Raw genomic sequence first — 23,270 nt, 5'->3', positions numbered from 1 at the left:
CAAACAAAAACATTTAGGCGTGATAGAGGTAACAGTTTAGTGATGATAGTCACACAAGCAGTATGGATATGGCGCGGGCGCGCAAACGGCTGTCGATGAGGGGAGCCTGAAGGTATGAAACGGGGCGGCGGCGCGCCCCGCAGGTTAAGGCCGAATCAGCACAACTCCAGCTGCACGTCGTACTGTTCGATGATTTTCATCACGCTCGGCGGCGGCAGTTGGTCGGTAAACAGGTAGTCGATCAGGTTCATGTTGCCCAGGTTGACCATGGCGTTGCGGCCGAATTTGGAATGGTCGGTGACCAGCATCACGCAGCGGGAATTTTCGATAATCGCGCGTTTGGTGCGCACTTCGTGATAGTCGAATTCGAGCAGCGAGCCGTCCATATCGATGCCGCTGATGCCGAGAATGCCGTAATCGAGACGGAATTGGGAGATGAAGTCCAGGGTGGCTTCGCCCATGATGCCGCCGTCGCGTGTGCGCACTTCACCGCCGGCCAGGATCAGGCGGAAGTCTTCCTTGGCGGTCAACAGGGTGGCGACGTTAAGGTTGTTGGTGACCACGCGCAGGTTCTTGTGGTTCATCAGCGCATGGGCCACCGCTTCCGGCGTGGTGCCGATATCGATGAACAGCGTGGCGCCGTCCGGGATCTGGCTGGCGACGCGCTGCGCGATGCGGGCCTTCTCTTCCGACCACATCACCTTGCGATCGTTATAGGCAGCGTTGACCGAGCTGGAAGGCAGCGCCGCGCCGCCGTGGTGACGCTGGATCTTGTTCTGGTCGGCCAGGTCATTCAAATCGCGGCGAATCGTTTGCGGGCTGACGTCAAAATGTTCGACCAGCTCTTCCGTGCTGACGTAACCCTGCAGGCGCACCAGCTCGATAATTGCGTCATGACGCTGTGTTTGCTTCACGATAATCCCCTAAAACGCCCGCTATGCCCGCTGGACATAGCTCCCGGCTGTTATTGTTCGTTGTGTGCGCGATGACGCGTATCCCAAAATGCCATCAATAACCCTAACACTAAACCGGCTACGTGTGCCGCGTTGGCGATCGACATTCCTAAAATATCGAAATATCCGGCCACCAGCCACAACACCGAGAACACCATCAGGCCGCGCGGCAGCATCAGGCCGCGCTCCGGCGCCCGTTCGCCCGACAGCCACACATAGCCCATCAGCGCATAGACCACGCCCGACAGCCCGCCAAACAGCGCGCCGCTGAACAGCGATTGCGCCCAGCCGCTGAAGAAGGCCGACACCACCGCCAGCACGAACAGCTTGCCGGCGCCGAGGCGTTTTTCCATCTGGCCGCCGAGATACCACCACCACATCAGGTTAAACAGGATATGCAGCAGGGAGAAATGCAGGAACGCATGGCTGATCCAGCGCCACAGCTGGGTGTATTGGCTGCTGTCCTGCGGCCAGGAGAGCCAGTACATCACGGTATCGTCGCCCAGCGCCTGCATCAGAATATAGACCGCGATGCACAGCACCATCACGCCGAGCGTCAGCGGACCGGCCTTGCTGCGCAGGGTGTGCAGGTAGGATTCGCTCTGATAATGCAGGCCGGCGTCGGTATGGCCGGTCTGCCAACTGGCGGCCTGATAACGGCGGTTGAGCGGATCGGCCAGAAACTGCTGCAGCTCGTGTTGCACCTGCTCGAGGTGACCGTCGTCGGCCAGCCAGATTTCCGCCGCCTCGCTGCTGTTGCGCAGCTCAAGCCGGATGCCCTGGGTCGCCATATAGTCGACAAAGGCCAGCGCCAGGCGCGGGTTGGATATGGCGATTACTCTAACCATTGCTCTTCCGTCGTAAGTGAATGATTTTGGCCGCGGCTTGCTCGCCGGCGACCCTGACGGCCGATTATAACGTCGAAATCCTGAGCGCTGGCAAACGGATCTGCGAAAAACCCGCGAAAACGCGCATAAAAACGAAGGGGAAGCCCGCCGACGCGCGGCGGGCGGCGGGGATCAGGCAGAGGTTTCCACGTCTTGCGGATACTGGCGGGCCCAGGCCTCGAAACCGCCGTCGATGCTGTAGACCGCGTCGAACCCCTGGTGCAGCAGGTACTGCGCCGCGCTGCGGCTGCTGTTGCCGTGGTAGCACATCACCATCACCGGCCGCTCGAAGTCGTTTTGCTGCATAAAGGCCGACAGGGTGGCGTTGGTGAGGTGAAAGGCGCCCGGCGTATGCCCGGCTTCAAAACTTTGCGGATCGCGGATGTCGACCAGGGCGGCGCTGCCCTCTTTCCAGCGGGTGTACGCCTGCTCAACGTTGATCGCTTCGAACTGTTCCATACTGCTGACTGCCTCGTAATAGGGGGACGCCGCTATTGTAACCAACTCTGCGGCGTTTAAGACCAGAGGGACATCAGGGTTTTTACGCGCCGTAGCCCATCATCTTCAGCAGTTGCTGCGCCTGCTGCACCGCCTCCTGGCGATGGGCCACGCCCAGTTTCTGATACAGGTTGCGGATGTGCGTCTTGATGGTGGTGGCCGCCACGTCCAGCTCGCCGGCGATCTGGTCGTTGCTGTAACCGGAATAGATCAGCCCCAGCACCTGCCATTCGCGTTGGGTGAGCGGGCTGGTGCGGATCAGTTCCGGCACCTGCGGGTGGGTCAGCAGCTTATCGACGAAGTTCTCGTCGAAATGCGCGAACTTGTGCCGATGATGCTGGTTGATGTCGCGCAGGATACGCTGGGCGCGATGCTGCTCCAGCTCCGGCAGCGTGTTGAGCTGGATCAGCTGACGCAGCTGTTGCGCCATCGCTTCGCCTTCGATGACAAAGTGGCTGATAAAGCCGGTGCGGTTAGCCAGCGACAGCGCTTCGATCAGCGCCTGCTGCGCTTCGCCCTTGCGCTCCAGCAGCCAGTAGAGCTGGTTACTGAGCAGCAGGTTGCGGTTGAGATCGCTCACCAGCCGCAGGCGACGGGCGTTTTCGTTCAGTTCATCCAGCACCACGCCGGCCTCTTCATACTGGCCGAGCAGGATTTGCACCCGCGCGATGTTGCGCCATTGGCCCTGCGTGAAGTGGTTGTCCGCCATGCCGGGTTTTTCGGTGTGGCGCAGCCACTGGGCGGCGGCGGCGGTGTCGCCGGTCATCTGCCAGTGGATCACCCGCGACTTGTCGGTGTTGGTCAGCCAGTCGCGATGATAGTGGGCGCCGTGCAGCAGGGTTTCGCAGCGCTGCAGATGGGTATTGGCGTTGTCCAGATCGCCGCGCGCCAGCGAGCATTTGGCCAGCATGGCGATGCACTGCAACTGCTGCTGCGGTTGGTAGTTGGCCAGAATTTTCAGCCCGGCGCGCGCCGCGTCTTCCGCTTCGTCCAACCGCGACCACGACCACAGGATCTGGGCGCGGATGCGCAGCAGAAATTCGTGCATCGGCAGCTGTTCCAGGTGCTGCTCGCGGATCAGTTCGAACGCCTTATCCTGGGTTTCGTAAGCGGCCTGCAGGAAGCCTTGGGCGATAAGGATTTCGCTCTGCTGCAGCAGCGCCCAGAGCGCGTAATGGTTGGCCTGATGACGACGCGCCATCTGCTCGGTCTGCTGCATCATCGGCAGCGCGCGCGCCAGTTCACCCTTGCAGTGGTGCACTTCGCCGGTCACTGAGGTGGCGACGATGCGGCTGTAGTAGCTGGACAGCGGCAGGAATTTCAACGCTTCGGTCGCCAGCCGCTCGGCTTCTTCCGGTTTGCCGGCGTTGATCGCCACCTGGGCGCGCAAGGCGTCGAACTCGGCGTGCAGCGTTTGGTCTATCTCGATTTTCTGCTCGCGCATGGTGCGCTCGGCGCGCTCCAGCAGGGTGTTGACCTCACTGTAGCGGTGCTGGCTCTGCGCCAGCCAGGCCTGCAGCAGCGCCAGCTTGGGGTTTTGGATCAGGCGTTCATAGGGCAGCGCGTTGAGGCACTCCTCCAGCAAGGCCAGTTCGCTGTGGTGGAACAGCGACCAGGCGTGTTGCAGCAGGATATCGCGCAGCATGCTGACGTCGCTGGCTGCCAACGCGTGGTGAATGGCCTCCGCCGGGTACCCCAGCGCCAGCCAGCCCTCGGCGGCGGCGCGATGCAGCCCCGGCAGCTCCAGCGCCAGTTCCCACTGGCAACGCTGGCGCAGGAAAGAGGCGAACAGCGGATGGAAGTTGAACCATTCGCCGGTGTCGTCCATGCGGTGGATAAACAGCCCCTGGCGTTCCAGTTCCTCCAGCCGTTGCTGGCCGTTGTCTTCGCCGGTCAGCCGCACGATCAGCGCGTCGTTCATTGAGCGCAGCACCGAACAGCGCAGCAGGAAAGCGCGCGCATCGGCATCGACGTGGTCCAGCACTTCGTCCACCAGATAGTCGGACAGGTGACTGGCGTTCAGCCCCGCCAGCCGTTTGGCCGACAGCTGAGCTGAGGAGGCGGATTGGCGGGCCGACAGCGCGATCAGCTGCAGCGCGGTGGCCCAGCCTTCGACTTCGTCGCACAGGCGGCTGCTGTCCTGCTGTTCCATTGGCGCCGCCAGACGGCAATCGAAGAACTGTTTGGCCTCCTGGTGGGTGAACGCCAACTGTTGCGTGCCCATTTCCAACAGCTGATCGCGCACCCGCAGGTTGGCGATGCCGAGCGGCGGCAAGGTGCGCGAGAGCAGGATCAGCGTCAGGTTTTCCGGCTGATGGCGCAGGAAAAAGCGCATGGCTTCGTGAATGGCGTCGTTGGTGATCAGGTGATAGTCGTCGATCACCAGGTACAGCGGTTGATGCCAGTCGGCCAGCTCGATAAACAGCTGGGCAAACAGCGCCGACAGGCTGGCGTACTGGTGTTTCTGGCTCAGCGCCTCGCTCTTGACGCAGCGGCCGCCGCTGGCCTGCTGCAGCGCGGCGATCAGGTAGCTGGCGAAGCGCTCCGGCTGGTTGTCGCTCTCATCCAGGGAATACCAGCCCAGATCGGCCTTGCCGGCCGCCCATTGAGCGATCAGCGTGGTTTTCCCGTATCCCGCCGGGCAATTGACCAGTGTCAGACGATAGTTGCCCGCGCTGGCCAGTTTGGCCAGCAGGCGATCGCGGATCACGGTATTTTGCAGCCGTACCGGGCGGCTCAGTTTTGATGGGATCAGCATAGTATTCCAGGGTATAAATCGCGGTTCCCGCCGGGATTGGAGTGGCGCTAATTATTTTATGGTTCGTAATTAATAGCTCCCCCTAACTTCTGCCAACCCTAAACGTATTGCAACAAGCTTCCGCATCGGCTTGGAGTTAAGTTGCTATCGATCACACTTTTTTACGTTTGGCGCCGGCGCGCGGCGATGCGGCGGCGGATCGCATTTCCGGCCATGGACAAAACTTCAGCAGCGCGAATACTTGTGCTAACGTCATGGTTAACGTTCTCAGTGCTCGCCGCACGCGTTGGCGGGCTTTTTTGCATCGTTGCAAGGGAGTCAAACAGTGCCTGAGATCACAATTCCAGCTACGCCCCAATCCTCCTCCCCAGCTAATCCCCAGGCGGGATGATGCCGTCAGGCTTTCTCACCGGCACGATAGCGGCAATTTGACCCACTTACTGGATAGAGAGTTTTCCTTATGTCACAGCCTACGCTCAAGAAGGATGCTTTTCTGGCGGCGCTCGCCCGTCAGTGGCAACGGTTCGGCCTCAGTTCCGCACAGCAGATGACGCAACATCAATGGTGGGAAGCCGTCAGTGCGGCGCTGGCCGAGCAGTTGGCCGCGCAGCCGGCGCCGCGCAAAAGCGCCAAACCGCTGCGCCACGTGAACTACATCTCGATGGAGTTTCTGATCGGCCGGCTGACGGCGAACAACCTGATCAACCTGGGCTGGTACGACACCGTCGAGCAGGCGCTGGCCGAGCAGAACGTCAAGCTGGCGGATCTGCTGGAGCAGGAAACCGATCCGGCGCTGGGCAACGGCGGGTTGGGGCGGCTGGCGGCCTGTTTCCTCGACTCGATGGCGACGGTGGAACAACCGGCCACCGGCTATGGGCTGAATTACCAGTACGGGCTGTTCCGCCAGTCGTTCCGCGAAGGGCAACAGCAAGAGGCGCCGGATAACTGGCAGCGCGAGAGCTACCCGTGGTTCCGCCACAACGCCGCGCTGGCGGTGGACGTGGGCATCGGCGGCAAGCTGGAAAAGCAGGCCGACGGCCGCGAACTGTGGCGCCCCGCCTTCACCCTGCGCGGCGAAGCCTGGGATCTGCCGGTGCTGGGGTATCGCAACGGCGTGGCGCAGCCGCTGCGCCTGTGGCAGGCGACCCATCAGCATCCGTTCAACCTGAGCGATTTCAACGACGGCAAATTCCTGCAGGCGGAGAAGCAGGGCGTAGAAGCCGACAAGCTGACCAAGGTGCTCTACCCGAACGATAACCATCAGGCCGGCAAGCGCCTGCGCCTGATGCAGCAGTATTTCCAGTGCGCCTGCTCGGTGGCGGACATTTTGCGCAAGCACCATCAGGCCGGCCGCAAGATTGAAGAGCTGCCGAAGTACGAAGTGATCCAGCTGAACGACACCCACCCGACCATCGCCATTCCGGAAATGCTGCGCATTCTGCTGGACGAACACCAGTTGGAGTGGGAGGCGGCCTGGGCGATCACCAGCAACACCTTCGCCTATACCAACCACACCCTGATGCCGGAAGCGCTGGAATGCTGGGATGAAAAATTGGTGCGCAGCCTGCTGCCGCGCCATTTCTCCATCATCAAACAAATCAACGCCAGGTTTAAAAAATTGGTGGATAAGCATTGGCCGGGCGACGAGGCGGTGTGGGCCAAACTGGCGGTGCACCACAACAAGCAGGTGCGCATGGCCAACCTGTGCGTGGTCAGCGGCTTTGCGGTCAACGGCGTAGCGCAGCTGCACTCGGATCTGGTGGTGAAAGATCTGTTCCCGGAATATCACCAGCTGTGGCCGAACAAATTCCATAACGTCACCAACGGCATCACGCCGCGCCGCTGGCTGAAACAGTGCAACCCGGCGCTGTCGGGCCTGATCGACGAGACGCTGAAGGTGGAGTGGGCGAGCGATCTCGACGCGCTGCGCGGGCTGGAAAAATTCGCCGACGACGCGGCGTTCCGCCAGCGTTATCAGCAGATCAAACGCGACAACAAGGTGGCGCTGGCCCATTACGTGCACGGCGTGATGGGGTTGAAGCTCGACCCGGACGCGATCTTCGACGTGCAGATCAAACGCCTGCATGAATACAAACGTCAGCACCTGAACCTGCTGCACATCCTGTCGCTGTATCGCCAGCTGCGCGACAACCCCAACCTGGACATCGTGCCGCGCGTCTTCCTGTTCGGCGCCAAGGCGGCGCCGGGCTACTACCTGGCGAAGAACATCATCTACGCCATCAATCAGGCGGCCGAGAAGATCAACAACGATCCGTTGGTGAAAGATCGCCTGAAAGTGGCGTTCATCCCTGACTACCGCGTCTCGGTGGCCGAACTGATGATCCCGGCGGCGGATATCTCCGAACAGATCTCCACCGCCGGCAAAGAGGCCTCCGGCACCGGCAACATGAAGCTGGCGTTGAACGGCGCGCTGACGGTCGGCACGCTGGACGGCGCCAACGTCGAAATCGCCGAGCAGGTGGGCGAAGACAATATCTTTATCTTCGGCAATACCGTGGAGCAGGTGAAGGCGATAGTGGCGAAGGGTTACGATCCGCTCAGCTACCGCAAGAAAGACAAGCACCTGAAGGCGATTCTGGACGAGCTGGCGAGCGGCGCCTTCAGCCACGGCGACAAGCACGCGTTCGACATGATGCTGCACAGCCTGCTGGAAGGCGGCGATCCCTACCTGGTGCTGGCGGACTTTGCCTCGTACTGCCAGGCGCAGCGCCGGGTCGATGAACTGTATCGCGATCGGGACGAGTGGACGCGGCGGGCTATCCTTAACACCGCGCGCGTCGGCATGTTCAGCTCGGATCGCTCGATCCGCGATTATCAGCAGCGCATCTGGCAAGCCAAACGTTAAGGAGAGCGAATGGATCGCAAGCGTATCGATCAGGCGGCAGCGCAGGCGGGGATCGCTGCCGATTTCATCAATGCCCACGGCAAGCGGCAGGCGATTGAACCGGAGACCAAGCGCAAGCTGTTGGCGGCCATGAATCGGGCCGATGCCGCGCAGGAAGGCGCGGCGTCGCCGTTACCGGCGGTCAAGGTGTTCTATCAGGGCGCGCCGCTGGCGTTGACCCCGGCGGGTGAAGGCGAGTACCTGTGGGCGCTGCAGCGTGAAGACGGCGAATGCCTGCAGGGGCGCGTCGGCGCGCGCAAGACCCTGACGTTGCCCGGCGATCTGCCGGCGGGCTACCATCAATTGACGCTGAGCCAGGGCGTGCGGCAGTGGTCATGCCGCGTGATCGTCGCGCCGAGGCGCTGCTTCGAGCCGGACGCCTTGCTGACCGGCAAGAAACTGTGGGGCGCCTGCGTTCAGCTGTATACGCTGCGTTCCGATCGCAACTGGGGCATCGGCGATTTCGGCGATCTGCGCCTGATGGTGGAGCAGGTGGGGGAACGCGGCGGCGCCTTCGTCGGCCTCAATCCGATCCATGCGCTGTATCCGGCCAACCCGGAGAGCGCCAGCCCCTACAGCCCCTCGTCGCGCCGCTGGCTGAATCTGGCGTATATCGACGTCAACGCGGTGGAGGATTTCCAGCGCAGCGACGCGGCGCAGCGCTGGTGGCAGAAGCCGGCGACGCAGAAGCAGCTGGCCAGGGCGCGCGCCGCGGAGTGGGTGGATTACACCGCCGTGATGCAGCTGAAGCTGGCGGCGCTGAAGCTGGCGTTCCCGCTGTTTCAGGCGCGCCAGCCGAACGACGCGCAGCGTCAGGCGTTCGAGCTGTTTGTGGCTGAGGGCGGCGACAGCCTGTATCAGCAGGCGGCGTTTGATGCGCTGCACGCCCATCTGGCGGCCAAAGACGCCAGCCAGTGGGGCTGGCCGGCCTGGCCCGAACGTTATCGGCAGGGGCAGAGCGACGCGGTGCGGCAGTTCTGCGCTGAACATCAGGACGCGGTTCGCTTCTACCTGTGGCTGCAATGGCTGGCGGGCACGCAGTTCGCGCAGTGTTTTGACCAGAGTCAACAGCAGCGGATGCCGATTGGCCTGTATCGCGATCTGGCGGTCGGGGTGGCGGAAGGCGGGGCGGAAACCTGGTGTGACCGTGAGCTGTACTGCCTGAAAGCGTCGGTCGGGGCGCCGCCGGATATTCTGGGGCCGCTGGGGCAAAACTGGGGCCTGCCGCCGATGGATCCGCACGTGATGGCGGCGCGCGGGTATCAGCCGTTCATCGATCTTTTGCGCGCCAACATGACCAGCTGCGGCGCGCTGCGCATCGATCACGTCATGGCGCTGTTGCGGCTGTGGTGGATCCCGTATGGCGAAACCGCCGATCGCGGCGCCTACGTCAAATACCCGGTGGACGATCTGCTGGCGGTACTGGCGCTGGAAAGCCAGCGCCACCGCTGCATGGTGATCGGTGAGGATCTCGGCACGGTGCCGGTGGAAATCGTCGGCAAGCTGCGCGACAGCGGCGTCTATTCCTACAAAGTGCTCTATTTCGAAAGCGACGGCGAACACCATTTCCGCGCGCCGCAGGCCTATCCGGTGCAGGCGATGGCGACCATCACCACCCACGATCTGCCGACGCTGCGCGGCTACTGGCAAAGCGACGACCTGACGCTCGGCAACCGGCTGGGTCTTTACCCGGACGCGGAAATCCTGCGGGCGCTGTTCGCCGATCGGGAACGCGCCAAGCAGGGATTGCTGGACGGATTGCATCGCTATGGCTGCGTGCCGCAGAAGGTGGGCAAGAAGGCGGCGCTGCTCGGCATGAGCCCGCTGCTCAACCGCGGCCTGCAGCGTTATGTCGCCGACAGCGCCAGCGCCTTGCTCGGCCTGCAGCCGGAAGACTGGCTGGATATGGCGGATCCGGTTAACATTCCCGGCACCAGCGATCAGTACCCTAACTGGCGGCGCAAGCTGACCCGGACGCTGGAGGAGATGTTCGCCGACCCGCGGATAAACCGGCTGCTGAAGGATTTGGACAAGCGCCGACGCAAGGTGTCGGTGGGGTGACGATGAGGTGTCGTTGTATTAGGTCAAAGGACGAGAACTTTAGTCCCATCCAAATGACGGATACCCGAATTAATTGGAGTTGCAGCTAGGCGGCAAGTGCGTAAATCCCCAGGAGCTTACTTAAGTAAGTGACTGGGGTGCGCGCATGCGGCCAACAACGCTGCAACTTCAAGTAAGAAGGGTATCAGTAGTAGGAGTGCTCGCCGCGCTGGTGCTCGGTCAAATCACGCACGCCCTTCAGCTCCGGGAATTTCTGCAGCAGCTCTTTCTCGATGCCTTCTTTCAGCGTGACGTCGACCATCGAACAGCCGTTGCAACCGCCGCCGAACTGCAGAATAGCCATGTTGTCGTCGGTGATCTCCATCAGCGTTACGCGGCCGCCGTGGCCCGCCAGCTGTGGGTTGATCTGCGACTGCAGCACGTACTCCACGCGCTCCATCAGCGGCGCGTCGTCATCGACCTTGCGCATCTTGGCGTTCGGCGCCTTCAGCGTCAGCTGAGAACCCAGCTGGTCGGTCACGAAGTCGATTTCGGCGTCTTCCAGATACGGCGCGCTCAGCTCATCGACATAGGCGGACAGTTTGTCGAACTTCAGTTCGGTATCCGTCGCTTCTACCGCGTCCGGCGGGCAATAAGAGACACCGCATTCGGCCGTCGGCGTGCCCGGGTTGATCACGAATACGCGGATTTGGGTGCCTTCTTCTTGATTTGCCAGCAGTTTGGCAAAGTGTTCCTGTGCAGCATCTGTTATACGGATCATAGCATTAGCTCAATAGTTGACTTCTATAGTCGGTTATAATACGCCCATTGCCGTGGCACTACAACGTGCGGCAAACGCACCATATCTGCACCGAGGCGGCGCCTTGCCGCCGCAGCAGCGCCGCGATCGCCGCGACGGTGCTGCCGGTGGTCACCACGTCATCCACCAAGGCGATATGCCGGCCGGCGACCGGCACGCTACAGGCGAACGCGTGCTGCAGATTGCGTCTGCGGGCAGAGGCGCTCAGCCGCTGTTGCAGGGCGGTTTTGCGCACCCGGCGCAAGGCGGCGGGCTGATAGGCGCAGCCCAGCCAGCGCGCCAGCGGCCGCGCCAGCAGATCGCTCTGGTTATAGCCACGGCGCCAGCAGCGTGATGCATGCAAGGGTACCGCTAAAATCAGGTCGGGTCTGTTCAGATACTGCTCTCTGCGCGCCTGCTGCCACCGCAACAGCATCAGGCGCGCCAGCGTCGGCGCCAGCTCGGGCGCGCGGTGGAACTTGAACCTTTTTACCAGTTGGCTGAGGGGCGCAGCGTAGTCGCCGACGAACACCAGCCGTTGCCAGGGCGGCGGCCGTTGCAGGCAGCGGCCGCAGGGCGTTCGCGCCTTCCCGGCGGGCAATCCGCAGCGCGGGCAACACGGCGGGTGGGCCGGCAGATGGCGCAGGCAGCAACTGCAGATGCCATGACGCATCAGGCTCAACGGTTGTCGGCATAGCCAACAGCGGCTGCGGATTGATAGCATAGCGTCTCCGAGACGGGTAAGCATGAAAGGACAATAACCAATGACAGCGCTGTACTGGCAAACAATAGGCGAAGGCGAACGCGATCTTGTGCTGCTGCACGGCTGGGGATTGAACGCCGAAGTGTGGCGTTGCATTCAGGCGCGGCTGACGCCGCATTTTCGCCTGCACCTGGTCGATCTGCCGGGGTACGGCCGCAGCCAGGGGTTCGGCGCCCTGTCGCTGGAGCAGATGACGGAGATCGTGCTGGCGGCCGCCCCGCCGCAAGCCTGGTGGCTCGGCTGGTCGCTCGGCGGACTGGTGGCCAGCCAGGCGGCGCTGATGCAGCCGCAGCGGGTCAGCGGGCTCATCACCGTGGCCTCTTCGCCGTGCTTTGCCGCCCGCGATGCGTGGCCGGGGATCCGTCCGGACGTGCTGAGCGGTTTCCAGCACCAGCTAAGCCTGGATTTCCAGCGCACCGTCGAGCGTTTTCTGGCGCTGCAGACGCTGGGCACCGAGAGCGCGCGTCAGGATGCGCGCCAGCTGAAAGCGGTGGTGCTCAACCAACCGACGCCGAGCGTCGAGGTACTGAACGGCGGGCTGGAGATCCTGCGCACCGCCGATCTGCGCGCGCCGCTGGCGGAGTTGAATCTGCCGCTGCTGCGGATCTACGGCTATCTGGACGGGCTGGTGCCGCGCAAGGTCGCCGAGCTGCTCGACGCCGCCTGGCCGAACTCCACGTCGCAGATCGTGGCCAAAGCCGCCCATGCGCCGTTTATCTCTCATCCCGATGAATTTGTGACGATGATCGAAGCGTTTATTGCAGCACATTGAATGCAGCGGGAAAACGCACGATAGAGCGCGAAAAAAAACGCCGCCGGGTGGATAAAAGACAAAGCTGTTCAATACTTAGTGAGTCAATGCGTTGGCTGCAAAATGAAAAGACCGCGTGCGGCGATTTTCATTTTGGCGTTTCGTCTCTGGGAAACAGGCCCCGTCAGGGAAAGCAACGAGGCCTGAGGATGTCGCGGCAGCCTGCGGTACTACGCATGGATCCTGGACGGCTTTCATAACAGATAAATTATCCATTGAGAGGTTAGTGTCATGAAATCATTGAAGATGATTATTGCAGCGGCAGTGCTGGGTTCGGTGTCTTTCGGCTCCATGGCGGCAACCCTGCTGACCAAGGAAGATCTGGATAAGAATCCGGGTAAATACGAGAAGATCGGCACCGTCACCACGACGGCGGAAACCACGTCACCGATGGATGCCAAGGAAGAGCTGTCCAAACTGGCGGACGAAAAGGGCGGTCAATACTACGTGATCCTGGCGGGCCGCGAACACGGTAAATTCAGCGCCATCGCCGAAGTTTACAAAGACAAGCAATAAGCCTTGAACGGCAAGGGGCGCCGCTGCGGCGCCCCTGATCGTCAGGCCTTCAGCCGGTAGAACACCGTGCTGCATCCCTGGCCCTGCGGGCAGCTTTTGCAACTGCCGCTCAGACAGGCGCCGCCATCCTGTTCGATACGTTCCACTTTCCCCATCGCTGTCAAACGATCCAGCATCGCCTGCACCAGCGGCAGCGGCGTCGCCAGCGATTGGCTGAGCTGCTGCGCCTGGGCGCTGCCGCGCAGCGCCAGCGCATCGCGCACCTGCAGCAGCCCGGCCATCAGTGACAGCTCCCTTTGGCGCTCTGGCAACAGGCCGCCGGCGTGGCGTTGCCCAGGCGCACCGTGACGCGGCTGCGCGCCCGGCGCAGGCCGAACAGCACCAGCAGATTCACCAGCACCACCGCCAGGATCGCCGTCAGGCTGTACTGCGGGTGTTGGTTGAAGGTGGCCGCCTGATAGAACAGCGTCGCCAGCGAGTAGGCGACGTTCAGCCCCCACAGGATTGAGAAGGTCATCCAGCCGCGGCTTGACTCACGGGCGATAGCGCCCATCACCGAGACGCAAGGCACGTACAGCAACACGAAGATCAGGTAGCTGTAGGCGGAAATGCCGGAGCCGAATTTGCTGCTCATCACGCCCATCGAACCGACGCCCATCTCACCGTCGCCCTTGCTGGCTTCGATCGGGTTGGAGAGCACGCTCAGGCTGAAGGTGTTTTTCAGGCCGTCCCAGGTTTCCTGCAGCGCGCCGCCCAGTTCATCGAGCAAGTTGAAGTTGGCGGCGTCGAACGCCTCTTTGTTGATGTGCTCGGCGGTATACAGCGTATTCAGCGTGCCGACCACCACTTCTTTCGCCATCGCGCCGGTCACCAGGCCGACGGTGGCCTGCCAGTTATCGCTGTGGACGCCCATCGGCTGCAGCAACGGCGTCAGCACCTTGGAGACCGAAGCCAGCGCGGAGTCGTTGATGTTGTCGACCGTTTTGCCGCTGAACGAGAAGCTGTTCAGGCCGCCGATGAATATGCTGGCCACCACGATCACCTTACCGGCGCGCAACACGAAGCCTTTCAATCGCTGCCAGGTTTGCAGCAGCAGGCTTTTCAGGTGCGGCACGTGGTAAACCGGCAGCTCCATGACGAACGGCGAGGCTTCGCCGCGCATGAGGGTATATTTGAGTACCAGGCCGGTCAGGATCGCCACCGCGATGCCGAGCATGTACAGCGAGAACACCACCCCAGCGCCGTCCTGGCCGAAGAAGGCGGCGGCGAACACCGCGAAGATCGCCAGACGGGCGCCGCAGGACATGAACGGCGCCATCATGATGGTGATCAGGCGCTCGCGCTGGGCGTCCAGCGTACGGGCGCCCATGATGGACGGCACGTTGCAACCGAAGCCGACGATCAGGGGCACGAAGGATTTGCCCGGCAGCCCGAGCGCCTGCATCAGGCGATCCATCACGAACGCTGCGCGCGCCATGTAGCCGGAGTCTTCCAGGAACGACAGGAACAGGTACATCATGCCGATCTGCGGCACCAGCGGCAGCACGGTGTTGATGCCGCCGCCGACGCCCTGCGCCAGGAATACGGTCAGCCAGTCGGGGAAGTGCAGGGTGTAGCCGAGCCACTGAATGCCCTGAATGAAGATCGCCGCCGAGCCGATATCGAAGATCGGCTGCAGCGCGCCGCCGATATTGATCGCCAGCAGGAACATCAGGTACATCACCAACAGGAAGATCGGCACACCCAGCCAGCGGTTGAGGATCACTTTATCCAGCATATCGGTCAGGCGGTTGGGCATCGCCTGCTGCGAGTTGCTGACCGCGTCGCACAGGGCGGCGATGGACTGGTAGCGCGCGTCGGCGATCACCAGCGCCGGGTCTTCTTGCTGCTGCTGTTGCAACGCCTGAATGGCCGCAGGCAGCAGCGCGACGGCGGGGCCGGCCAGCCGGTGGCTGTAGATGTCGCCCTCCAGCATCTGCAATGCCAGCCAGCGGCGTTGCACCGCCGGCAGCGTTTGCGGCATGGCGTCGCTCAGCGTGGCGACCGCTTTCAGCAGCAACGGCGGGTAGTTCACCAGCGCCTGCTGTTCGTTGATGCGATGATTGTCGATCATCTGTTTCAGCACGCCGATGCCGTCGGCGCGGGTGGAGATCATCGGTACTACCGGGCAGCCGAGGCGCGCCGACAGCGCGGCGACGTCGATATCGATATGCTGGCTTTTGGCGATGTCGAGCATGTTCAGCGCCACGATGCAGGGGATGCCCAGCTCCAGCAATTGCAGCGTCAGGTAGAGGTTGCGCTCCAGGTTGGAGGCGTCGACCACGTTGATCAGCAGATCGGCGTCGCCGCTCAAAATGTAGTGGCAGGCGATCTGCTCATCGAGCGAGGTTTGCTCCGAGATGGTGGTGAGGGAGTAGGTGCCGGGCAAATCGACCAGCCGCACGTCGGACTGCGGGGTGGTGAAATGGCCTTCTTTGCGTTCGACCGTCACGCCCGCCCAGTTGCCGACCCGTTGGCGTGCGCCGGTCAGCTGGTTGAACAGCGTGGTTTTGCCGGAGTTCGGGTTACCGATTAAGCCGATGGTGAGTTTTTTCATAGTTCAGCGTGTCGTCTTCAAGGAGAACAGCGCCGGCGCAAGGGCGCGTCGGCAAATGGAGGCGTGCCGGTTCAGGGCTGGCCGTCGAGCTGCAGCAGCGCCAGATCCTTCCTGCGCAGCACCAGGCTGACGCGGCGGGTTTTAATTTCTATCGGATCGCCCAGCGGCGCGACGCGCACCACGTCGAACGAAGAGCCGGGCAGCATGCCGAGCGATAACAGTTTCTGGCGGTAGGCCGGCGCAATTTCACCGGAAAAGCCGATAATCTTATATGTGTGTTTAGGTTGAAGCTGCATGTGATTAACCTTCCGGGTGCCGATGAACATCGGGCTGATGATAATTGGACGTTGCCGGCGAAAATGCCACGCCGTCGGCGGTATTCATCCATAAGGTCATGCAATAAAGTGAGCGCAAATAATAGTAATTATCATTATCGCGTTCAATACAAAAAGTAGGGGTATTGTAACCAATTATTATGGCGTCGACAGTTTTTGATGGCGTTGTCTTGACTAACGACGTTTTACCACCGCTTGCGATGGGGAACAAATGAGAATGGCGAGTTAAATCAGTTGCGTATTTGTAGCCAAGTTTTCTCGTTTGCAAATATCGAGGGTTTTTTCCCTTTATTTATTTCCGCTGAAAAGCAATTCGATAACATTATTCCGCCGTAATGCGAGCGGTAACCATTTGTGTTTCTCTCACAATTGGCGAGATGAAAAATGCGTGTTAACAAAGTTGTTAATAAATGGCTGCAGAAGGCATTTTTGCTGGCTGAATAATGAGAGGGTGGTCACGCAGGAACGGGAAATAAAAAGATGACGGTTTATTGAGACGGGTCAAGAAATGCCGCAAGTTTTATTCATCAGAAAGGGCGGAGCAGGCTCCGCCCTGTTGGCTCTGACTTAGCGTTTCTTGCCGAATGCCGCCGCCAGCGCGTCGCCCATGGCGCTGTTGCCGGCCGGCGCCGCGTTGCGCGGTTTGGCCTTGTTGCCGCCCGCCGAACGGTTGGCGGTGTCGCGCGACTGTGCCGGCGCGTTGCCGCCGCGGCGCGGCGAGCCTTCGCCCGGTTGCTCATCCAGGCGCATGCTCAGCGCGATGCGTTTACGCTGCAGATCGACTTCCATCACCTTCACTTTGACGATGTCGCCGGCCTTCACCACGGTGTGCGGATCTTCGACGAATTTGTCCGCCAGCGAGGAGATGTGCACCAGGCCGTCCTGATGCACGCCGATATCCACGAAGGCGCCGAAGTTGGTGACGTTGGTCACCGAGCCTTCCAGGATCATGCCCGGCTGCAGATCGTTGAGGGTTTCCACACCTTCGGCGAAGGTGGCGGTTTTGAACTCCGGACGCGGATCGCGGCCCGGCTTCTCCAGCTCTTTCAGAATGTCGGTGACCGTCGGCACGCCGAACTTGTCGTCGGTGAAATCAACCGCTTTCAGGCTGCGCACCGCGGAGGCGTTGCCCATCAGATCCTGCAGCGCCTGCTCGGTGGCGGCCAGGATGCGTTGCACCACCGGATAGGCTTCCGGGTGAACGGTGGAGGCATCCAGCGGGTTGTCGCCGTGGTTGATGCGCAGGAAGCCGGCGCACTGTTCGAACGCTTTCGGCCCCAGGCGGCTGACCTTCAGCAACTGTTCACGGTTGCTGAAGCGGCCGTTCTCGTCGCGCCAATTGACGATGTTCTGCGCCATCATGCGCGTCAGGCCGGCCACGCGGGTCAGCAACGGCACCGACGCTGTGTTCAGATCGACGCCGACGGCGTTCACGCAGTCTTCCACCACCGAATCCAGCTTCTTCGCCAGCTGGCTCTGGCTGACGTCGTGCTGATATTGGCCGACGCCGATGGATTTCGGATCGATCTTCACCAGTTCCGCCAGCGGATCCTGCAGGCGGCGAGCGATGGACACCGCGCCGCGCAGCGATACGTCGAGATCCGGGAACTCCTGCGCCGCCAGTTCGGACGCGGAGTACACCGACGCGCCCGCTTCGCTGACGATCACTTTCTGCGCCCGGACGTCGCTGAACTGCTTTTGCAGGTCGAGATAGAAACGCTCGGTTTCACGTGAAGCGGTGCCGTTGCCGATGGCCACCAGCTCCACGTTGTGTTTGATGCACAGCGCCGCGACGATGGCGGCGGCTTTCGCCGCTTGCCCGGTGTGCGGGTAGACGGTGTCGGTGGCGACCAGCTTGCCGGTTGCGTCGACCACGGCGACTTTCACTCCGGTGCGCAGGCCCGGATCGAGGCCCATGGTGGCGCGCATGCCGGCCGGCGCGGCCATCAGCAGATCATGCATGTTGCGGGCGAACACGTTGATCGCTTCATCTTCCGCGCGCTCGCGCACCGTGCCCATCAGCTCGGTTTCCAGGTGCAGCAACACCTTGATGCGCCAGGTCCAGTTGACCACCGCCTTGCGCCAGGCGTCGGCCGGAGCGTTGTTCAGGCGCAGATTGAGGTGATTGATGATGATCAGCTCCGCCTGGCTTTCGCGCGGCGCTTCTTCAAACTGCGGATCGGCGTTCAGCGCCAGCTGCAGCACGCCTTCGTTGCGGCCGCGGAACATCGCCAGCGCGCGGTGCGAAGGCACCTGGGAAATCGGTTCGTGGTGATCGAAATAGTCGCGGAACTTGGCGCCTTCGTCTTCCTTGCCCTCGACCACTTTGGACACCAGATGGGCGTTTTTCCACAGGTAGTCGCGCACCTTGGCCAGCAGCGCGGCGTCTTCGGCGAAGCGCTCCATCAGGATATAGCGCGCGCCGTCGAGGGCGGCTTTCACGTCCGCCACGCCCTTGTCGGCGTCGACGTAGCGTTCGGCCAGTTGTTCAGGCTGCTGTTGCGGATCCTGCCACAGCGTGTCCGCCAGCGGTTCCAGGCCGGCTTCGATGGCGATCTGGCCGCGGGTGCGGCGCTTCGGTTTGTACGGCAGGTAGAGGTCTTCGAGTTCGGTCTTGCTCAGCGTGGCGTTGATCGCCCCCGCCAGTTGTTCAGTCAGTTTGCCCTGTTCATCGATCGACTTCAGGATGGTCTGGCGACGATCTTCCAGTTCACGCAGATAACCCAGGCGGGTTTCCAGCTGGCGCAGTTGGGTGTCGTCCAGGCCCCCGGTGACTTCCTTACGATAGCGTGCAATAAAGGGCACGGTATTACCTTCATCCAGCAGACGGATGGCGGAGTCGACTTGCTCCGGCCGGGCCTGCAGTTCTGTTGCAATAATGCGGCTCAGTGGGTCATTCATAGGTCTGGTATCTGTATTGAGAACGGTGAATAAACAGGGGACAGTTATACGGATTGATCGGGGAAAATGCCAGTGGAGCGGGCCGCGGCCGCGCGGCCGCGGCGTGGAGAACAGCTCAGGCGGCGGCGTTGGCGGCGGTTCGGAAAAAGCTGAAAGCTTACTTCGGGTAGTCTATCTCGTTCACGTACCATTGCGCCTCGCCCAGCGGCGTATTGACGGTGGCGACGTCCCCGACCTCTTTTTTCAGCAGGGCGCGCGCCATCGGCGCGTCGATGGAGATGTAATCCTTGCGGCCGAAGATCTCGTCGTAACCGACGATGCGAAAGCGTTTGATTTCGCCGTCTTCGTTCTCCACCTCTACCCAGGCGCCGAAGAACACTTTGCCTTCCTGCTGCGGGGAGTAATCGACGATCTTCAACTGCTCCAGGCATTTGGTCAGATAGCGGACGCGGCGATCGATTTCGCGCAGCCGCTTCTTGTTGTACTGGTAATCGGCGTTTTCGCTTCTGTCGCCCAGGCTGGCGGCCCAGGTCACTTTCTTGGTCACCTCGGGACGTTCTTCGCGCCAGAGGTAATCCAGCTCTTGTTTGAGCTTGTCATACCCTTCACGGGTTATCAGTTGAGTTCTCATCGTGATTTATCTTTATGGGGTCACCGCCACAGTGTACGTGAATGCGGGGGGCTTTAGAAATGGCGCGCGGGCCTGCGCGTTGTCGCACGGTTTTTATTCAGTTTGCGCAGCTTTTAACAATCGGGAGTATGCTTAGCGATAGCGGAAAAGGAATGTGACGAAAGGAGGATATCTGGCGAGAGAGACAAGGAATTTTGGCGCACAACCCAACACATTGAAGGTATTACCGCATGGAATTTAAAGATTACTACGCCACGATGGGCGTTGAGCCCAACGCCGATCTGAAAACCATCAAAACGGCCTACCGTCGGCTGGCGCGTAAATATCACCCTGACGTGAGCACTGAAGACGACGCCGAAAGCAAGTTCAAGGAAGTGGCCGAAGCCTATGAGGTGCTGAAGGACGAGGAGCGCCGCGCCGAGTACGATCAGATCCGGCTGCATCGCAACGATCCGAACTTTGGCCGCCAGGCGCGCGGCGATCACGGCGGCTATCAGCAGAGCGCTTCATGGCACGGCGGCGGCGCCGACGCGCAAGACTTCTCCGATTTCTTCGAAAGCATGTTCGGCGGGCGGGCGGCGGGCGGGCATCGCTCCGCTTCGCACTCGCGCGGCGGGCATGGCTTCCGCGGCCAGGATCTCGAAATGGAGGTGCCGCTGTTCCTCGAGGAAACGCTGCATGGCCAAAGCCGCGAGATATCCTACACGCTGCCGGTGTACGACGAGCTGGGGCGGCAGGTGAGCGAAGCCAGCAAAACGCTGAACGTGAAAATCCCGGCCGGCGTGGGCGACGGCGAGCGCATTCGCCTCAAGGGGCAGGGCGTTGCCGGCGTGGGTGGCGGCCAGAACGGCGACCTGTATCTGGTCATCCGCCTCGCGCCGCATCCGCTGTTCGAAATTGATGGCCACAATCTGAGCATCGTGGCGCCGCTCGCCCCGTGGGAAGCGGCGCTCGGCGCCAGCATCGAGGTGCCGACGCTGACCGGCAAAATCGCGTTGACCGTGCCGGCCGGCAGCCAGAGCGGCAAACGGCTGCGGGTCAAGGGCAAAGGGCTGGCGGGCAAGAAAGAGCCCGGCGATCTGTATGTCATTCTCAAGGTGGTGATGCCGCCGAAGCCGAACGAGAAGGCCAGCGCCCTGTGGCGAGAGCTGGCTGAGCAGGCGGCGTTCAATCCGCGTGCGGAATGGGAGTAAAGCACATGATGAAGAAAGAGATCACATTCACCGTGGTGGAACTGTGTCAGCGAGTGGAGATTTCAGAGGACGAATTGGTCGAGATCGTCGGCCTGGGCGTGATCGTGCCGCTGGAGCCGGCGCAGCCGCGCTGGGAGTTCGATTACCCGGCGCTGAGCCATCTGCAGCGCGCGCGCAGGCTGCGTGCCGAGCTGGATCTGGATTGGCCGGGGATCGCCATGGCGCTGACGTTGCTCGATCGGGTTGATGCGCTGCAGCAAGAGAACCGGCAGTTGCGCCGGCAGCTGGCGCGTTTCATGCAGACTTCCTGACCCGACGGCTAAACGCCACCGGTCGGTTCGCCGGTGGCGAAATTGTGCAAAATTGGGCCGTCGCCCCACATTGCGCCGATAAAGGGCGAAATTTTAACGAACCCCCGTCGACATTCACTGAAAATTGTTGATAAATGGGGAAAAGAATAAGCTTTGTAACAATTTCGTCTAGAATACATACCATTAAACGCTGTCTCAAATGGCAAGGTTTTCTAACAATATTCGAGTCAGGCAATAAAGCCTTTGGGAGTAATACCATGCAAGAGAATCATAAGATCCTGGTTGTCGATGATGACATGCGCCTGCGCGCGCTTTTAGAACGTTATTTAACCGAGCAGGGCTTCCAGGTTCGCAGCGTTGCCAACGCTGAGCAAATGGATCGCTTGCTGACTCGTGAATCCTTCCATTTGATGGTGCTCGATCTGATGTTGCCGGGCGAAGACGGCCTGTCCATCTGCCGCCGCCTGCGCAGCCAGAGCAACCCGATGCCGATCATTATGGTCACCGCGAAAGGCGAAGAGGTCGATCGCATCGTGGGCCTGGAAATCGGCGCCGACGACTACATTCCTAAACCGTTCAACCCGCGTGAGCTGTTGGCTCGTATCCGCGCGGTGTTGCGCCGCCAGGCGAACGAACTGCCGGGCGCGCCTTCGCAGGAAGAGGCGGTGATCGCGTTCGGCAAATTCAAACTGAACCTCGGCACCCGCGAAATGTTCCGCGAAGACGAACCGATGCCGTTGACCAGCGGCGAGTTCGCGGTACTGAAGGCGCTGGTCAGCCACCCGCGTGAACCGCTGTCGCGCGATAAGCTGATGAACCTGGCGCGTGGCCGCGAATACAGCGCCATGGAGCGTTCCATTGACGTGCAGATCTCTCGCCTGCGCCGCATGGTTGAAGAAGATCCGGCGCATCCGCGTTATATCCAGACCGTGTGGGGTCTCGGCTACGTCTTCGTACCGGACGGCAGCAAGGCATGAGGCGATTGCGCTTTTCACCGCGTAGCTCGTTTGCCCGAACCCTGTTGTTGATCGTCACCTTGCTGTTCGTCAGCCTGGTGACGACCTATCTGGTGGTGCTGAACTTCGCCATCCTGCCCAGCCTGCAGCAGTTCAACAAGGTGTTGGCCTACGAAGTGCGTATGCTGATGACCGATCGGCTGCAGCTGGAAGACGGCACGCTGCTGGAAGTGCCGCCGGCATTCCGCCGTGAGATCTACCGCGAACTGGGCATCTCTCTCTACACGAATTCGGCGGCGGAGGAGAGCGGCCTGCGCTGGGCGCAGCACTACCAGTTCCTCAGCCAGCAGATGGCGCAGCAGCTCGGTGGGCCGACTGATGTGCGGGTGGAGGTGAACAAGAACTCCCCGGTGGTGTGGCTGAAAACCTGGCTGCAGCCCGATATCTGGGTGCGCGTGCCGCTGACGGAAATCCACCAGGGCGACTTCTCGCCGCTGTTCCGCTATACGCTGGCGATCATGCTGCTCGCGATCGGCGGCGCCTGGCTGTTTATCCGCATTCAAAACCGCCCGTTGGTGGAGCTGGAACATGCGGCGCTGCAGGTGGGCAAGGGCATCATTCCGCCGCCGCTGCGCGAGTATGGCGCTTCCGAAGTGCGGTCAGTGACTCGCGCATTCAATCAGATGGCGTCGGGCGTCAAGCAGCTGGCGGACGATCGCACCTTGCTGATGGCCGGGGTCAGCCATGACCTGCGCACGCCGTTGACGCGCATTCGGCTGGCGACGGAGATGATGAGCGCCGAAGACGGTTATCTGGCCGAGTCGATCAATAAAGACATCGAAGAGTGCAATGCCATCATCGAGCAGTTCATCGATTATCTGCGTACCGGGCAGGAGATGCCGACCGAAAGCAGCGATCTGAACGCCATTTTAGGCGAAGTGGTCGCGGCGGAAAGCGGCTATGAGCGGGTGATTGAAACCGCGCTGTCGCAGGGCGAGCTGATGATGAATGTGCATCCGCTGTCGATTAAGCGGGCGGCGGTGAACATGGTGGTGAACGCGGCGCGTTACGGCAACGGTTGGATCAAGGTCAGCAGCGGCCGCGAGCTGCAGCGCGGCTGGTTCCAGGTGGAAGATGACGGCCCGGGCATCAAGCCGGAAGAATTGAAGCACCTGTTGCAGCCGTTCGTACGCGGTGACAGCGCGCGCAGCACCAGCGGCACCGGTCTGGGGCTGGCGATCGTGCAGCGTATTATCGACGCGCATGACGGCGAACTGGATATCGGCACCAGCGAGCGCGGTGGGCTGTTGATCCGCGCGTATATTCCGTTGCCGATGGAGAAAAAAGAGTCGACCAACGGCCATCAAACGGGCAGGGAAAACGCCTGACACTCTGGCGTGGGCCGCGCCGCTGCGGC

General features: G+C 61.5%; 19 protein-coding genes. 8 read left to right on the top strand and 11 right to left on the bottom strand.

Going from position 1 to position 23,270, the window contains the following annotated elements; genetic code table 11:
* Nucleotides 1-155: 155 nt before the first annotated feature.
* From J0F90_RS23040 to malT, 4 genes are all read right to left on the bottom strand, one after another.
* On the bottom strand, nucleotides 156-914 hold the full coding sequence (locus tag J0F90_RS23040; RefSeq protein WP_004930797.1) for a DeoR/GlpR family transcriptional regulator: 759 nt from the start codon (nucleotides 912-914) through the stop codon (nucleotides 156-158).
* Nucleotides 915-964: 50 nt separating this feature from the next.
* Complete coding sequence (glpG, locus tag J0F90_RS23035) at nucleotides 965-1,801, bottom strand: rhomboid family intramembrane serine protease GlpG (protein WP_033639201.1); 837 nt, start codon at nucleotides 1,799-1,801, stop codon at nucleotides 965-967.
* Between the two features lie 171 nt (nucleotides 1,802-1,972).
* Nucleotides 1,973-2,299 carry a thiosulfate sulfurtransferase GlpE gene (gene glpE, locus J0F90_RS23030; RefSeq protein ID WP_004930790.1) on the bottom strand — a complete coding sequence of 109 codons (327 nt, stop codon included), beginning with the start codon at nucleotides 2,297-2,299 and terminating at the stop codon, nucleotides 1,973-1,975.
* 82 nt (nucleotides 2,300-2,381) lie between these two features.
* Nucleotides 2,382-5,096, bottom strand: a complete 2,715-nt coding sequence (malT, locus tag J0F90_RS23025) for an HTH-type transcriptional regulator MalT (RefSeq protein WP_033639202.1) — start codon at nucleotides 5,094-5,096, stop codon at nucleotides 2,382-2,384.
* 460 nt (nucleotides 5,097-5,556) lie between these two features.
* Here malT and malP point away from each other — a divergent pair, with 460 nt between their 5' ends.
* The gene (malP, locus tag J0F90_RS23020; RefSeq protein WP_033639203.1) at nucleotides 5,557-7,962 is read left to right on the top strand and encodes a maltodextrin phosphorylase; all 2,406 of its coding nucleotides are present in this window, start codon (nucleotides 5,557-5,559) and stop codon (nucleotides 7,960-7,962) included.
* Between the two features lie 9 nt (nucleotides 7,963-7,971).
* Nucleotides 7,972-10,062, top strand: a complete 2,091-nt coding sequence (gene malQ, locus J0F90_RS23015; RefSeq protein WP_033639204.1) for a 4-alpha-glucanotransferase — start codon at nucleotides 7,972-7,974, stop codon at nucleotides 10,060-10,062.
* A gap of 184 nt (nucleotides 10,063-10,246) precedes the next feature.
* On the opposite strand, the gene nfuA is transcribed toward malQ, so the two are convergent.
* The gene (nfuA, locus tag J0F90_RS23010) at nucleotides 10,247-10,822 is read right to left on the bottom strand and encodes a Fe-S biogenesis protein NfuA (protein ID WP_004930777.1); all 576 of its coding nucleotides are present in this window, start codon (nucleotides 10,820-10,822) and stop codon (nucleotides 10,247-10,249) included.
* A 58-nt stretch (nucleotides 10,823-10,880) separates the two neighbouring features.
* On the bottom strand, nucleotides 10,881-11,564 hold the full coding sequence (gntX, locus tag J0F90_RS23005) for a DNA utilization protein GntX (protein WP_033639205.1): 684 nt from the start codon (nucleotides 11,562-11,564) through the stop codon (nucleotides 10,881-10,883).
* 40 nt (nucleotides 11,565-11,604) lie between these two features.
* Between gntX and bioH the strand changes: the two genes are divergently transcribed.
* Both bioH and J0F90_RS22995 read left to right on the top strand, forming a co-directional pair.
* Complete coding sequence (gene bioH / locus J0F90_RS23000) at nucleotides 11,605-12,375, top strand: pimeloyl-ACP methyl ester esterase BioH (RefSeq protein WP_016930386.1); 771 nt, start codon at nucleotides 11,605-11,607, stop codon at nucleotides 12,373-12,375.
* Between the two features lie 270 nt (nucleotides 12,376-12,645).
* Entirely contained in the window at nucleotides 12,646-12,930 is a 285-nt protein-coding gene (locus J0F90_RS22995; protein ID WP_004930765.1) for a YdgH/BhsA/McbA-like domain containing protein, read from the top strand.
* Between the two features lie 41 nt (nucleotides 12,931-12,971).
* Here the strand turns inward: J0F90_RS22995 and J0F90_RS22990 are convergent, their stop codons facing one another.
* The 5 genes from J0F90_RS22990 to greB all read right to left on the bottom strand — a co-directional run bounded on the left by J0F90_RS22990 (nucleotide 12,972) and on the right by greB (nucleotide 19,393).
* Complete coding sequence (locus tag J0F90_RS22990) at nucleotides 12,972-13,211, bottom strand: FeoC-like transcriptional regulator (protein WP_033639206.1); 240 nt, start codon at nucleotides 13,209-13,211, stop codon at nucleotides 12,972-12,974.
* Nucleotides 13,211-15,526 carry a Fe(2+) transporter permease subunit FeoB gene (feoB, locus tag J0F90_RS22985; RefSeq protein ID WP_033639207.1) on the bottom strand — a complete coding sequence of 772 codons (2,316 nt, stop codon included), beginning with the start codon at nucleotides 15,524-15,526 and terminating at the stop codon, nucleotides 13,211-13,213. Before feoB ends, J0F90_RS22990 begins: the two co-directional genes overlap by 1 nt.
* Nucleotides 15,527-15,597: 71 nt before the next feature.
* A complete protein-coding gene (gene feoA / locus J0F90_RS22980; RefSeq protein WP_028127609.1) occupies nucleotides 15,598-15,822 on the bottom strand; it encodes a ferrous iron transporter A in 225 nt (74 codons plus the stop codon).
* Between the two features lie 606 nt (nucleotides 15,823-16,428).
* Nucleotides 16,429-18,762 (bottom strand): Tex family protein, encoded by a 2,334-nt coding sequence (locus tag J0F90_RS22975; protein WP_033639208.1) that lies wholly within the window; start codon nucleotides 18,760-18,762, stop codon nucleotides 16,429-16,431.
* Between the two features lie 157 nt (nucleotides 18,763-18,919).
* Nucleotides 18,920-19,393 carry a transcription elongation factor GreB gene (gene greB, locus J0F90_RS22970; RefSeq protein ID WP_016930381.1) on the bottom strand — a complete coding sequence of 158 codons (474 nt, stop codon included), beginning with the start codon at nucleotides 19,391-19,393 and terminating at the stop codon, nucleotides 18,920-18,922.
* Nucleotides 19,394-19,623: 230 nt separating this feature from the next.
* On the opposite strand from greB, the gene cbpA reads away from it, so the two are divergent.
* From cbpA to envZ, 4 genes are all read left to right on the top strand, one after another.
* The gene (cbpA, locus tag J0F90_RS22965; RefSeq protein ID WP_033639209.1) at nucleotides 19,624-20,586 is read left to right on the top strand and encodes a curved DNA-binding protein; all 963 of its coding nucleotides are present in this window, start codon (nucleotides 19,624-19,626) and stop codon (nucleotides 20,584-20,586) included.
* Between the two features lie 5 nt (nucleotides 20,587-20,591).
* A complete protein-coding gene (locus J0F90_RS22960; RefSeq protein ID WP_033639210.1) occupies nucleotides 20,592-20,897 on the top strand; it encodes a chaperone modulator CbpM in 306 nt (101 codons plus the stop codon).
* Nucleotides 20,898-21,154: 257 nt separating this feature from the next.
* Nucleotides 21,155-21,874: an osmolarity response regulator transcription factor OmpR gene (gene ompR / locus J0F90_RS22955; protein WP_004709363.1), complete on the top strand. Its 720-nt coding sequence runs from the start codon at nucleotides 21,155-21,157 to the stop codon at nucleotides 21,872-21,874.
* The gene (gene envZ, locus J0F90_RS22950) at nucleotides 21,871-23,241 is read left to right on the top strand and encodes a two-component system sensor histidine kinase EnvZ (RefSeq protein ID WP_033639211.1); all 1,371 of its coding nucleotides are present in this window, start codon (nucleotides 21,871-21,873) and stop codon (nucleotides 23,239-23,241) included. The genes ompR and envZ overlap by 4 nt, the downstream gene beginning before the upstream one ends.
* The last annotated feature ends 29 nt before the right edge of the window (nucleotides 23,242-23,270 follow it).

This window comes from Serratia marcescens subsp. marcescens ATCC 13880 (assembly GCF_017299535.1).
In the GTDB taxonomy this organism is placed as follows: domain Bacteria; phylum Pseudomonadota; class Gammaproteobacteria; order Enterobacterales; family Enterobacteriaceae; genus Serratia; species Serratia marcescens.
This window is presented reverse-complemented; position numbering and strand designations above follow the sequence as displayed.